The following is a 12,283-nucleotide window of genomic DNA, read 5'->3' on the forward strand; positions in this document are numbered from 1 at the left end:
CGATCACCGCGAAAGTTTTTGATGGCAGGCGGTGCGGTGCCGAATGACCGGTTATGGCCGATTTCGTTGAAAAACTCGTTGGCGGCCGAGATCGGAGAGGGGCGGGATGAGCCCCCGCCCTCGAGCTGGGTGTCGCCAGCCGGTCAGGCCGGGCTCGGCTGCGGGATCGGGAGGAGCTTTGCGAGCTTCCTCAGGTTCTGGGCGGCGGCTGCGAGGTGGAACTCGTCTCTTGCTCCGTTCGGCCCTCGCAGCCGGAGGCGGTCCAGCTTCAGGATACGCTTGAGGTGGGCAAACAGCATCTCAACCTTCTTGCGCTCGCGCCGCGAGGTTTTGCCTTCCTCGGAGCGCGCGATGTCGCGGGCCATGTCCCGTGCGCCCTCGTAGATCGAGCGCGGAACCTTGCGCACCGCCTCGTTCGGGCAGCACCGCGCCTTCAACGGGCATGGCGCGCAGTCGAACTTGCTCGCGCGGTACAGCAGCGTCGCCCCGTCATTGACCAGGGTGCCGGTCGTGGTCAGCACCTGGCCCGCCGGGCAGCGGTAGACGTCGCCCGGCTGGTCGTAGGTAAAGTCGGCGCGTGAGAAGGTGCCGTCGGTGCGGGCCGACTTGTCGAACACGCTGATATGCGGCTCGATGCCCTGCTCGTAGACGAGCCAGCCCAGCATCGCGGCCGAACCGTAACCGCTGTCGCCGGCAAGCCGGGCCGGATAGAGGTCGAAGCGCTCGCGCGAACGCGCGATCATGCGTTTAGCCGCTGTGACCTCGGCTTGCCGGATGGCCGTGGTCGCCTCGACGTCGACGATGATCGCGTGGTCGAGGTCGATCAGATAGTTGGCTGTGTAGGCGAAGAACGCCTGCCCGCCGTGCGCTCCGGTCCAGCGCGCGGCCGGATCGGCGGGCGAGATGAACTTGGGCGGCACCGGCGTTGCGGCCCCGAAGGCGGCCTCGTCGAGGACGGCGAGGTACTCCTGAGCGGCGCGGCTCACGACCTCAGGCGGCAGGCCGGCAGAGCCTTCGACCCCCTTCTGCCGATTGGCATCGGCTCTGATCAGGCTGCCATCGACGGCAAAGCCTTCGCCACCCACGAGGCCCTCGGCGATGCAGCGAGCGAGCACAGTCTCGAACAGACGACGCAGGAGGTCACTGTCGCGGAAGCGGCCATGGCGGTTCTTGGAGAAGGTGGAATGATCCGGCACCCGGCCGTCGAGTCCGAGCCGGCAGAACCAGCGGTAGGCGAGGTTGAGGTGGACCTCGTCGCACAGCCGGCGCTCCGAGCGGATGCCGAGGCAGTAGCCGACGATCAGCATGCGGATCATCAACTCGGGATCGACGGAGGGGCGGCCCGTCGAAGCGTAGAACGGGGCTAGCTCCTGGCGCAGGCCGGCAAGGTCGACGAAGCGGTCGATGGAGCGAAGCAGATGGTCGGCGGGAACGTGAGTGTCGAGCGAGAACTCGTAGAACAAGGCACCCTGCTCGACTTGCCGAGGTCCCATCATCTGCTTCGATCTCCGTCTCTCGACAAGAGTGAATCACCTCATCACAACCGCTGCAACACCCGAGTTTTTCAACAGAATCGGCCGAAAGCGGACCAGCGGCTTTCAGCCCCCAAGGTTGAGACGCGGCCGCTCGGTTGCAGATCTAGGCCGACACGACGCGCGATGCGTGTTGAGTTTGACCGATTGCTGATGCCTGCCCGCCACTCTGGTCGTGGAGATCCGTTCCGGCCGTTTCTGGCATGAGCAGCGCCGCGCAGAAGGCGACCCCGTAGGCGCAGAGGGCGCAGGCGCCCATTGCCGTCCCCAGCGGCAAGCTCGCGGCCAGGATGCCCACCGTGGCGGCCTGATCGATGGTCTCCTCGGGGTTGCGCTGCTGATGACCGGTCTGGGTCTCGTCGATGCACTTGTCGACCATGACGAGGTGGTAGCGGGACGCGAGCGCCCCCCAGGCACCCACGCGATGCGCCTCGATGACCGAGTTCGCATCCATCAGGACGGGCCCGCGATGAACCGGCAATCACGCCTCACATGTCGAACGGGCGCGGAATGCCGTGGACGTCGAAAAGCTCCCCGAGCCCGTCGATGCTCACTGCGAGCAGCTTGGCCACGCGACGCACCGAGACCTGTCCCTTCTCGATGCCGGCGGCCATGACCGTCATGAACTGCCTCCCGAAGAGCGGCGGCAACCCGTCGTCCATCCCGCCCGGCGATCCGTTGTTCCACAATAGCCTGTCGTCGAAGGTCCTAGCGGTATCGGCGTCCATCAGTCCGAGATTGACCAGCCGCCACTTCAGCGCCACCGAAGAAACGCCGAGCGCGGTCGCCGTCCGGTTCAACCATCCATAGTCGACCGACGCCTCGTGATGACGGCCGAGCACGTCCCGGGGCATCAGCAGCGCGGAGGCGAACTTTTCCGCCATCGTCTCGATCCGCTTCTGGATCTTGCCGGAACCGACCCCGTCGTCGAGCCGGTCAGGGGGCATCGCGTCCCAGGTGAGGACGTGGAAAAGCTCATGCGCGAGATCGAAGTTGCGACGCCCGACGGACTCGTTCCGATTGACCAGAACGGCGCCCAGGTCGCGCACCAGGCACGACGCCCCGGAGATGCCGTTCTGGGCGTCGACCATCAGCACCAGCGTGGAGAGCTTCTCCTGCATCGCCTCGGCGAGGTTGCGCGACGGGACCGGTCCAAGTTCGAGGAAGGCGGCGACGCCCTCGCCTGCGGCTTCGGCGGCTTCGTAGCTGTCGAAGCGGGTCAAATTCAGCCGATGCACGATGGGCGATAGGCCACGGCCGGTCGTCACGCAGAGTTCGCGATACGCCCCGATCCACTCACCAGCCTTGCTCTCGAACGCGTCGAGCTCGGTCGCTTCGAGCTCGGTTCGACGGCGCCAGGAGAACCGAGCCTCCCCGACGATCAGGAAGGGGTTTGTGAAATAGTCCAGATCGACCCCGAACGTCTGGACGGCGACGACGAGTTCCTCTGCGGACAGCTTCCGTTGCCCGCCCTCGATCTGGGCGACGGTCTGATGGTTCTTGAATCCGAACGTCTGGGCGAGCTGCTCCTGCGACAGACCGCGTCGCTCGCGAAGCGCCTTCAGTCGGGTGCCGGTCGATGCTGGTGTCATGTTGTGCCCCATCCGCTCGGCCTATCTTGCAAGATGCCAGTTTGCAAGATATTAACGAAACCCACGAGGCTGCGTCGGCGTTCAGTCCCTATGCCGCATCCCTTCCTCGGACCGAGGGCTCCGCGTCAGGACCCCTCGGCCGCCCCGGGGCCATCGGCCCCGAAAAAGCGGATGCATCCTGACGTATCCCAGGACCGGTGGCGATGCCCCGGTGCATTCGACGGAGACGATGATGGCTACCAATCCCCCCGCCGGCGACGGCCACCGCAACGGAGCGGTCAGGGACCGCTCCCAGGTCCACAACCCGAAGACGGATACCTGGACGAAGCGGGACTCCGACACCGGCCGGTTCATGGACGGCAAGAAAGACGGGACCCCGTTCAAGGGTGTCCGCAAGGAGCGCTGAGACCATCGCGGCGGACCCGGGCATTGTCCGGGTCCGCCGCCCGAGCAGCACCGAGAGGCGAGTTGCGTCATGCCCAAGAACATCGTCGTCTTCTCGGACGGCACCGGCCAGGAAGACCGGACATGGCCGATTTTGTTGAAAAACTCTGGGCAGTGCCAACGCAACGCGGTGAAGCGCGCTGGTTGGAGAAAATCCTACTATCTCATGGCCGAGAACAGCCCGTCATCGCAGGATTATGTGGTCGGCTTAACACGAATATTCTCCAGCGTGGTGCCTCAGGCGACATTTGAAGCGCCGCCTCGGAGTTCTTCAACACAATCGGCGGAAAGCGGCTGTTCTGCTGCGGAGCGGCTGACGTCCTAAAGTAGACATTTGGCCTTCGTATCGGTTCGGCAGCCCAACTCACCTCATGCCTTGTTCGAAGATCGGACGTGCCGGCCAAAGATGCTGATCTCCTCGACTCGAAGGCTTCCGGAAATAGCTTCGGGGCGGAGCGCTCCACAGAATCAGCCTTCTCGGGACGCTGCTACAAAACATTGCAAGCGCAGCTCAGAGCTCAGGCTCTAATTTTGATCGACTAGGGCCGCCGACGGGGCGCTCTGCTGCCTCGACGAACATCGGCTGGAATATCTTGAGGAACTCGTTCGAATTCACGGATAGAGGCCTCTCTGCTCGGTGAAGGATGCCGACCTGTCGTTGAATTTGCGGCCGCAGGCGGCATACGCCAAGAGCCGGTTCGCGGGAGGGAGACAGGGCAGATGCAGGGACGATGGAGACGCCGAGACCGTTGGTCACAAAGTCGAACAGCGATTGATATTGGTTGATGACGATGCCGTGGTCCAGCGTCACGCCCTGCGCAGCTGCTGCGGCGTCCACGAGGCGCCGCAGGCCGGAATCGGTTGGCATGGATACGAACGTATCTCGACTGAGGTCGCCGAGCGTCACGACTGCAGACTGCGAGAGCGGATGTGAACGCGGCAAGATCGCGTAGCAACTCTCGTCGATCAATGATTGCACGTCGATGCCGTGCCGCGACGTGGGCGGACTTCCGACGCCAAAATCCGCGACACCGCTGCGGACGTCCTCCAAAACGCTGCTCTGCAAACCCTCCCGTATGCGGATATGCATCTTGGGATAACGCGTGCGGAACTTGGACAGTGCGATCGGCAGCACATGATGCGAGATCGACATCAGCGACGATACTACGATCTGACCGCGGAGTTCCCCGTCCAGCGTACGGACGTTGCGGACTTGCTGGACGAGCTCGTCCAAGGTCTTCTCCGCTGTTGGGATGAACGCGCGTCCGGCCTCCGTCTGGGCCACGGTGCGCGTCCCTCTGAGGAATAGCGCAACACCTAGAAGCTCCTCGGTCTGCTGGATGAGCCGGCTCAAACCGGGCTGCGAGATGCCCAGTTCCGCTGCCGCGGCCGTGAACTTGCCGCTCTTGCTCAGCGTCACCACCGCGCGAAGCTGCTTCACAGTCAGATCCGGCAACTCGTCCATGAGCGAACACCTATGCGAACTTCGCATCAATCAATGGTATTTCTAGTTTATTGACATAGCCCGGCCTTCTGGGGAAGTCTCGTCGCCGGTAAGTCGGGGCAACCGATCGCCGAGGGAGGACGCGCGTTGGACGACGCTGGTCATGTCGCCATCTTGGACGGCGTTCGCGTTCTCGACCTGACGCGGTTTCTCTCTGGTCCACAGGCCACCTTGTTCCTAGCCGGCCTCGGCGCGGAGGTGATCCGCATCGATGAACCCGCCGGCGATCCGACGGCATCCGCGCCCCCGCTGCTCGGCCCCCACGGCGTCTCGCTCGAACGCCAGACGCCGGACGATCTCGGCATCGCCTACCTCAAGCGCGCGCGTGGGAAGAAGGCGATCACGCTAAACCTCAAAGCACCCGAGGGTCGCGAACTCCTGTTGCGGCTCGTCGATGGGGCAGACGTCCTCGTCGAGAACTTCAGGGTGGGCGTGACGGAACGGCTTGGCATCGCGTGGGACGCCCTGCGGGAGCGCAACCCCCGCCTGGTCCATTGCCGCATCACCGGCTACGGCGCGACCGGGCCGGACGCGCCGCGTAAGGCCTTCGACCTCATGGTGCAGGCGGCTTGCGGCATCATGAGCATAACCGGCTCGCCCGACTCGCCGCCCTCGAAGACCGGCTCCTCCCTCTCCGACGGCATCGCCGGCACGTTCGCCCTGTCGGGGATCTTGGCCGCCTTGCTGCAGCGAGAGCGCACCGGCCGCGGTCAGTCCATCGACGTGTCGATGGTCGACTGCCTCGTGTCGCTGATGATGGACGAGCCGTTCGACATCTATCACCGCCTCGGACTCAACCTGCGCCAGGGCAACCGAATTGCTCGTTTCTCCCCGTTCAACACCTATCCGACGCTTGACGGTACTGTGGCCCTCGGCGCTGCGACCCCCCGGGACTGGGTCGCGTTGCTGAAGGTGATCCACCGCGAGGACCTGCTGACATCGGCGCAATACATGAGCCTTTCCTGGCGCCTCGCGAACAACGCGGTCGTCGATGAACTGGTCTCGCTCTGGACGGCAGCCCTGACGAGTGCCGAAGCTCTTGAACGCCTGAACGGGCGCGACATCCCCTGCAGCGCGGTCCGCTCGGCCGACGCCCTGGCGGCGTGGCCCCACCTGCGCCATCGCGAGATGCTCGTGCCTCTACGGCACCCGGACTGCGACACGGACGGTAACGTCCTCGCGCCGGGCTTCCCCATCAAGTTCAGCGCAGCCGCGGTCGGCTACGGCGCCGCGCCAGCCATCGCGGAGCACAACGCCGAGATCCTGGGCCGCGGTCTCGGCCTGCGCGCGGACGAGCTCGACGACCTGAGGCGGCGCGGCGTGATCTGACGAGCACGCCGCGTAGGAGACGGTACGGGTGAGAGCCGCTCCGAGCCCATCGAGGCTGGGTACGGCTCCGGATATCAGCGCGGTCTACCGCGCGCATGGGGAGGGCCAGAATATGAACGCGACGATGACGCGCCGCAGGCTCGTGGCGGCCGGTCTCGGGCTGCCGCTCGCGATTCCCGCCGTGCGGCGGGCATCGGCGGCCGAGCCGCTGCGCCTGCGCTGCTCCCTTGATACGGTCCCCTCGCACACGCGCAACGCCGGCGTGCGGATCTTCCTCAAACGGTTCGAAGAGGCGGCGGCCGGCGCAGTCCGGGTGGAGCTCTTCGAGAGCGGTCAGCTCTATCCCGATCTCGCGGTCTCGAAGGCTCTTCTTCAGGGCCAGGTCGATATGGCGGTGCCGGGGAGCTGGACGCTCACGGGCTTCATTCCCGACGCAGACTTCTTCCAGATCCCCTCGCTCTACGGCCGCACCCTGGAGGAGGTGCACCGTGTCATCGACGGATCGCCGGGTCGGCTGCTGGCTGGTGAAATCTCGAAGAAGCTGCAGGTCCAGGTCCTCGGGCCGTGGCTCGATCTCGGGTTCTTCAACTGGTACACCACCCGCAAGCCACTGAAATCGCTCGTGGATCTGCAGGGCCTCAAGATCCGCAACGCAGGCGGCGCAGGGCAGGCTTGGCGGGCCCGGTTCTTCGGCGCGGTCCCCAACACTACGGCGCTGCCCGACGTACCGCTCGCGCTGTCCCAAGGGACGTTCGACGGAATCGCCACCACCAACGAGACGATCGCCAGCGGTCAGTTCTGGGAGTCGGGCATCGGCTATGCCCTGGAGGACCATCAGTTCGTTGGCGAGTACATCCCCCTCGTCAGCCTCGCGTTCTGGAACAGGCTGACGCCCGACCTGCAGGCGAAGATGACCACCGTTTGGGCCGACGGCATCGGCCAGTGGCGCGTCGACATGGCGGCGGCGCAGGATCGGGCGCGCGAGACCATGCTGGCGCACAGGGTCGCCTTCGCAGCCCCGAGTGCGGAAGAGATCGCCGTCACGCGCAAACGCATGCTCGCCGAGCCGGGCGGGGCGACCGCCGGCGTCAAGGTCTCCCCGGATCTCCTGGCCGCCATCAAGGCGGTGGTTGGCGATGCTGCCTGAGCCTGCCCCCCGGCGGAACGCGCTGGCTTGGATAGAGCGGGGCGTCATCGGCCTGCTCGGCGCCGCCGCGCTGGCGATCGCCTTGTTGCAGGTTTTCGGGCGCTACGCGGCGCCGGCCCACGCGATCAGCTGGGCCGAGGAGGCGATCGTCTACCTCGTGGTCTGGGCCGTGATGATCGCCGCAGGTGAACTCGTGCGCACCGACGGACACGTGCGCTCCGACGTGCTCCTCCATCTCCTGCCGCCCCGGCGGCAGCGGATCCTCGAACTGTTCAACTGCGTCGTCGGAATCGCCTTCTGCGCGGGGCTTGCCTGGTACGGCTGGCAGGTCTTCGAGACAGGCTGGCTGCTCGACGAGCGCAGTTCCAGCGGCATCGAGTTCCCGATGTGGCTCTACTACTTGGCCTTGCCGGCCGGCGCCGCGTCCATGGCCATCGGATACGCCATCCGCCTCGCCCGCTTCGCGTGGCGCTACGACCCCGATCGGATGACGGTCGGGCACGTTGCCGCCCACGAGATGCCCATCGACGCGCCTTCTGGCCACGATCGGTAAGACGCGGATGATCACGCTCGCCTTCTTCGTCCTGTTCTTCGGCCTGCTCGCGGCGGGGACGCCGATCTTCCTCGTCCTAGGGTTATGCAGCGCCGTCCTGTTCTGGCTGTCTGGCGAACCCCTCGTCGGGGTCGCGCAGGTCATCGTTGACCGAGTCAACTCGACGACGCTGATGGCGCTGCCCCTCTTCGTGATGGCGGCGGCCTTCATGCGCCAGGGCGGCGTGGCCAAGGCGCTGGTCGACCTCGCCACCGCCTGGCTCGGCGGCGTGCGCGGGTCGCTCGGCCTCGTCACGGTGGTCGCCTGCACCCTGTTCGCGGCGATCTGTGGCTCCTCGGTCGCCACCGCCTTCGCCATGGGGACCATCCTGCTGCCGGCGATGATCGAGCGCGGCTATCCCCGCTCCTTCGCACTGGGCGTGATCGGCGCCTCGGGCACGATCGGAATCGTCATCCCGCCGAGCCTTCCGCTCATTCTGTACGGCATCGTGGCGGAGCAGTCGGTGCCGCGCCTGTTTCTCGCGGGCATCGTGCCTGGACTGCTGCAGGCCGCGGTCTTCTTCGCCTGGGTCTGGTACGACGCGCGCCGCCGCAACTTCCCGGTAGAACCTGCGCTGCCCTGGAGGGAGCGCCTCCGCGTGACGGTACGCGCGCTGCCGGCTCTCGCGGTGCCGGTGGTCGTGCTGGTCGGAATCTACGGCGGCCTCGTCACCGTGACGGAAGCCGCGGCGATCTCCGCGGTCGTCGCGATGCTCGTCAGCCTGCTCGTCTACCGCGGCTTCAAGCCATCGCAGACGCTCGGCGTCGTCGCCGACGCGATCCGAAGCGCGGCCAGCATTATGCTCATCATCGTCACCGCGCTCGCCTTCGGCCATTGGATGACGCAGTCGGGGATCCCGGCGCAGCTCGTGCGCTGGACGCTCGATCATCAGTTAGCGACTTGGCAATTCCTGCTCGTCATCAACCTGCTGCTCCTCGTCCTCGGCTGCTTCCTGGAGGTGACGGCGACGCTCCTCCTAGTGCTGCCGATCCTGGCACCGGCCCTGAAGCCGCTGGGCGTCGATCCGGTCCACTTCTCGATCATCTTCACGCACAACATGGAGATCGGGCTGATTCACCCGCCCGTCGGTCTCAACCTGTTCGTCCTCTCGACCATATCGTCCGCCCGGATCGGCGAAGTGATTCAGGGCATCCTGCCTTTCCTGGTCCTGCTGATCCTGGTTCTGATCCTGATCACCTACGTGCCGGCCATGACGCTGTGGCTGCCCAACGCCGTGCTCGGCTGAGCATGCAGAAATCGCATCAATCCGTTTCATTGAAAGCAAATTGCAATAGCAGCGGACGGCACTAAAGTCGTTCCTCGAAGCCTACTGTTCGGCTGCGAACACCAATCGATCGCGGCGCCGCCTGATGACAAATCCATACATCACCACGACCACGAAGTGATCTGCGTCCATTTTCAGGAGGAAGTGATGTCCGATGAGATCGAGAAGCTGCACGAGATCAAACTGTACACTGATTTCAAGAGTCCGTACGCGTATCTCGCCTTCGATCCCGTTATGGACCTGGAGTCACGGTACCAGGTAAAGATTTCTTGGAAGCCCTTTCAGCTGAGGCTCAAGGGCAAAGGTCAGCGCAGCGTCTATTCCGAGTACAAAGTCAAGTATTCTTACATGGACGCTCGTCGCTGGGCGAACCTGCGCGGGGGGCTCATGTTGCGCGGTCCGCTCAAGATCTTCGACACGACGCCGGCCCTGATCGGCAGCCTGTTCGCCGAGCGCCACGGCAAGCTCGTCGAGTACGGCCGTACGGTCTACGAGGCGTTCTTCAAACGCGAGCTCGCCGCCGACGAGGCGGACGCGATCGCGGGCGTGCTGACGCGACTCGGCCTGGATGAGGCGGCGTTCCGTGACTTCCTCGCTGGGGAGGGGTTGGCGGAATACGAGCGGATCCAGGAGGAGTCGGCGACTGACGAGATCTTCGGCGTGCCGATCATGGTCCTCGATGGCGAGAAATTCTGGGGGTACGACCGCATCGGCCTCCTGGAGATGCGCCTGAAGGAGAAGGGTTTGGAGCGGCAGCTGTGATCGACGTCTATTTCTGGATGACGCCGAACGGCTATAAGGTCACGATCCTCTTGGAGGAACTGGGCGTCCCCTATCGTGCGGTGCCAGTCCACATCGGCAAGGGCGAGCAGTTCGCCCCCGAGTTCCTGCGGATCAGCCCGAACGGCAAGATTCCGGCGATCCTGGATCCCGACGGTCCGGGCGGCGCGCCGATCGCGCTGTTCGAGTCTGGTGCGATTCTGATCTACCTCGCCGACAAGGACGGAGGGCCGCTCCTCCCAGCGGAGCCGCGGCGGCGTTACGACGTTCTGCAGTGGCTGATGTTCCAGATGGGCGGGATCGGCCCGATGCTGGGGCAGGCCCACCATTTCCGGCGCTACGCCCCCGAACCCATCCCGTACGCGGTCGATCGCTACACCCGGGAGGCCACGCGCCTGTATGGCGTGTTGGAGGAGAGGCTCGGCGAGGCGGAGTACCTCGCCGGCGACTACTCAATCGCCGACATCGCCGTCTTCCCGTGGATCAGGCCCTATCGATGGCAGGGTCAGGACCTGGCCAACTACCCGAACATTCGGCGCTGGTACGATGCTGTCAAGGGGCGCCCGGCCGTCCAGCGCGGCCTCGCCGTCCTGTCGGAGCGCCTGGAGCGCAACCGGCGCAAGCCCGAGGGGGAGGCCTGGAACACCTTGTTCGGCCAGGGACAGAAACGCTCTCCGGCCGATAAATCGCAAAAGGGATCCGAGGGGGCCTCCGATGACGCCTGATAAGCGCCCGATGCTGACCGGTTACCGCGTGCTGGACATCACGCAGATTGTGGCCGGCCCGACCTGCACCCGCCTGCTAGCCGAGGCTGGGGCCGAGGTCATCAAGGTCGAGCTCGCTCCCGGCGGCGATCGCGGCCGGTCGAGCGGCTTGAAGCCGCGCGATCCGCTGCACAAGGGCTCGACCCTGTCCACGCATTATGTGCAACACAACCACTCGAAGAAGAGCCTCGCGCTCGACTTGCGCAGCCCGCAAGCGCAGGACGTGGTCCGGCGCATGGTTCCGAACGTCGACGTCGTGGTGGAGAACTTCGCCCCCGGCGTCATGGCGCGCTACGGCTTGGCCTACGAGGATCTCAAGGCCCTAAATCCCGGGCTAGTCATGTGCTCGATCTCGATGGCCGGGCAGCGCGGGCCGCTCAGCCAAGTTCCCGGGTTCGACTACATGGCCGCAGCATATGCTGGGGCGACGGGCTTGTTCGGCGAGCCCGACCGCCCGCCGATCCAATTCGCGATGGCGATCGGCGACAGCTATACCGGCGTGGCCGCGGCCATGGCGGTGGGTTTCGCGCTCCTGCACCGGGAGCGCACGGGGGAAGGACAGTATATCGAGGCAGCATTGATCGATGCTTACCTACACATGCAGGAGATCAATTTGCCGCGGGTCTCGCTTCGTGGGTCCGGGGGGGCCCCGGCACGCAGCGGGTCGCTGCACCCGGACGGGGGGCCGACGGGCGTCTTCCGCTATGCGGACGACGCCTTCGTCGCGATCATGGTCCTGCCGCACCAGTGGCGGCAGCTCGTGGCGGCGATGGGGATGCCGGAGCTGGAGACGGACCCGCGCTTCGCCTCGCCCCAGGCGCGGCGCGACCACAAGGAGGACATGCGTCATATCCTGGAAGGTTGGCTGAGCCGATTCCCGTCCCGCGACGCCGCAGTCGCCGCGCTCGAACGCCACCGTGTGCCCTGCGCGCCGGTCCTGACCGTCCACGAGGCCATGAACCATCCACATATGCGCGAGCGCGGCAGCGTCCGCACCGTCGACGACCGGCACCTGGGCGCCTTCGATATACCGGGGCCGCCCGCCCGGTTCTCGGCATGGCCCACCAACCCGGACATCAAGGCCGATCTCCTGGGCGAGCACAACGAGAACGTGCTGCGCGAGGTCGCCGGCTTGTCCGAGGAGGAGATCGCCGGCCTCTACGATGCTGGGATCGTGGTGCGCGACAAGCTCTTGGACGTCGCCTCCTGACCAGTTCTAAACGATCCGCCACACGGCGCAGACGCTCGGCTCGATCCGTGCGCCTGCCTCCCGTACCCGTTCAAGACCAACTACGACGACAATCGGCGAAGGAG

13 protein-coding genes are annotated in these 12,283 nt (G+C 65.5%); 9 read left to right on the forward strand and 4 right to left on the reverse strand.

Annotated features, from left to right (window positions below; genetic code table 11):
- Positions 1-143 precede the first annotated feature (143 nt).
- The 3 genes from AC3IF1_RS18665 to AC3IF1_RS18675 form a co-directional block, all read right to left on the reverse strand.
- Positions 144-1,496: a transposase gene (locus AC3IF1_RS18665; protein WP_244039999.1), complete on the reverse strand. Its 1,353-nt coding sequence runs from the start codon at positions 1,494-1,496 to the stop codon at positions 144-146.
- 142 nt (positions 1,497-1,638) lie between these two features.
- Entirely contained in the window at positions 1,639-1,986 is a 348-nt protein-coding gene (locus tag AC3IF1_RS18670; RefSeq protein ID WP_489218804.1) for a hypothetical protein, read from the reverse strand.
- Between the two features lie 34 nt (positions 1,987-2,020).
- Positions 2,021-3,136, reverse strand: coding sequence for an XRE family transcriptional regulator (locus AC3IF1_RS18675; protein WP_489218805.1), 1,116 nt, complete (start codon positions 3,134-3,136; stop codon positions 2,021-2,023).
- 220 nt (positions 3,137-3,356) lie between these two features.
- Here AC3IF1_RS18675 and AC3IF1_RS18680 point away from each other — a divergent pair, with 220 nt between their 5' ends.
- Both AC3IF1_RS18680 and AC3IF1_RS18685 read left to right on the forward strand, forming a co-directional pair.
- Positions 3,357-3,530, forward strand: coding sequence for a hypothetical protein (locus tag AC3IF1_RS18680; protein ID WP_489218807.1), 174 nt, complete (start codon positions 3,357-3,359; stop codon positions 3,528-3,530).
- A gap of 69 nt (positions 3,531-3,599) precedes the next feature.
- Positions 3,600-3,893, forward strand: a complete 294-nt coding sequence (locus AC3IF1_RS18685) for a hypothetical protein (RefSeq protein ID WP_489218808.1) — start codon at positions 3,600-3,602, stop codon at positions 3,891-3,893.
- Between the two features lie 186 nt (positions 3,894-4,079).
- Here AC3IF1_RS18685 and AC3IF1_RS18690 read toward each other — a convergent pair whose 3' ends face one another.
- Positions 4,080-5,033 (reverse strand): LysR family transcriptional regulator, encoded by a 954-nt coding sequence (locus tag AC3IF1_RS18690; protein WP_489218809.1) that lies wholly within the window; start codon positions 5,031-5,033, stop codon positions 4,080-4,082.
- A gap of 126 nt (positions 5,034-5,159) precedes the next feature.
- Here AC3IF1_RS18690 and AC3IF1_RS18695 point away from each other — a divergent pair, with 126 nt between their 5' ends.
- From AC3IF1_RS18695 to AC3IF1_RS18725, 7 genes are all read left to right on the forward strand, one after another.
- On the forward strand, positions 5,160-6,401 hold the full coding sequence (locus tag AC3IF1_RS18695) for a CaiB/BaiF CoA transferase family protein (RefSeq protein WP_489218810.1): 1,242 nt from the start codon (positions 5,160-5,162) through the stop codon (positions 6,399-6,401).
- 112 nt (positions 6,402-6,513) lie between these two features.
- On the forward strand, positions 6,514-7,548 hold the full coding sequence (gene dctP / locus AC3IF1_RS18700) for a TRAP transporter substrate-binding protein DctP (RefSeq protein WP_489218811.1): 1,035 nt from the start codon (positions 6,514-6,516) through the stop codon (positions 7,546-7,548).
- Positions 7,538-8,101 (forward strand): TRAP transporter small permease, encoded by a 564-nt coding sequence (locus AC3IF1_RS18705; protein WP_489218813.1) that lies wholly within the window; start codon positions 7,538-7,540, stop codon positions 8,099-8,101. The genes dctP and AC3IF1_RS18705 overlap by 11 nt, the downstream gene beginning before the upstream one ends.
- Positions 8,102-8,108: 7 nt before the next feature.
- Positions 8,109-9,386, forward strand: coding sequence for a TRAP transporter large permease (locus AC3IF1_RS18710; RefSeq protein ID WP_489218814.1), 1,278 nt, complete (start codon positions 8,109-8,111; stop codon positions 9,384-9,386).
- 186 nt (positions 9,387-9,572) lie between these two features.
- Positions 9,573-10,187 carry a 2-hydroxychromene-2-carboxylate isomerase gene (locus tag AC3IF1_RS18715; protein ID WP_489218815.1) on the forward strand — a complete coding sequence of 205 codons (615 nt, stop codon included), beginning with the start codon at positions 9,573-9,575 and terminating at the stop codon, positions 10,185-10,187.
- Between the two features lie 17 nt (positions 10,188-10,204).
- Positions 10,205-10,930, forward strand: coding sequence for a glutathione S-transferase family protein (locus tag AC3IF1_RS18720; RefSeq protein WP_489220417.1), 726 nt, complete (start codon positions 10,205-10,207; stop codon positions 10,928-10,930).
- A complete protein-coding gene (locus AC3IF1_RS18725; RefSeq protein ID WP_489218816.1) occupies positions 10,920-12,179 on the forward strand; it encodes a CaiB/BaiF CoA transferase family protein in 1,260 nt (419 codons plus the stop codon). The genes AC3IF1_RS18720 and AC3IF1_RS18725 overlap by 11 nt, the downstream gene beginning before the upstream one ends.
- Positions 12,180-12,283: the final 104 nt, after the last annotated feature.

The organism is Methylobacterium sp. E-012, assembly GCF_057836545.1.

Bases quoted from the DNA above. Each gene is read 5' to 3' on its own strand.
- AC3IF1_RS18665 (WP_244039999.1), bottom strand. From the start codon at position 1,496: ATGATGGGACCTCGGCAAGTCGAGCAGGGTGCCTTGTTCTACGAGTTC.
- AC3IF1_RS18670 (WP_489218804.1), bottom strand. From the start codon at position 1,986: ATGGATGCGAACTCGGTCATCGAGGCGCATCGCGTGGGTGCCTGGGGG.
- AC3IF1_RS18675 (WP_489218805.1), bottom strand. From the start codon at position 3,136: ATGGGGCACAACATGACACCAGCATCGACCGGCACCCGACTGAAGGCG.
- AC3IF1_RS18680 (WP_489218807.1), top strand. From the start codon at position 3,357: ATGGCTACCAATCCCCCCGCCGGCGACGGCCACCGCAACGGAGCGGTC.
- AC3IF1_RS18685 (WP_489218808.1), top strand. From the start codon at position 3,600: ATGCCCAAGAACATCGTCGTCTTCTCGGACGGCACCGGCCAGGAAGAC.
- AC3IF1_RS18690 (WP_489218809.1), bottom strand. From the start codon at position 5,033: ATGGACGAGTTGCCGGATCTGACTGTGAAGCAGCTTCGCGCGGTGGTG.
- dctP (WP_489218811.1), top strand. From the start codon at position 6,514: ATGAACGCGACGATGACGCGCCGCAGGCTCGTGGCGGCCGGTCTCGGG.
- AC3IF1_RS18705 (WP_489218813.1), top strand. From the start codon at position 7,538: ATGCTGCCTGAGCCTGCCCCCCGGCGGAACGCGCTGGCTTGGATAGAG.
- AC3IF1_RS18710 (WP_489218814.1), top strand. From the start codon at position 8,109: ATGATCACGCTCGCCTTCTTCGTCCTGTTCTTCGGCCTGCTCGCGGCG.
- AC3IF1_RS18715 (WP_489218815.1), top strand. From the start codon at position 9,573: ATGTCCGATGAGATCGAGAAGCTGCACGAGATCAAACTGTACACTGAT.
- AC3IF1_RS18720 (WP_489220417.1), top strand. From the start codon at position 10,205: ATGACGCCGAACGGCTATAAGGTCACGATCCTCTTGGAGGAACTGGGC.
- AC3IF1_RS18725 (WP_489218816.1), top strand. From the start codon at position 10,920: ATGACGCCTGATAAGCGCCCGATGCTGACCGGTTACCGCGTGCTGGAC.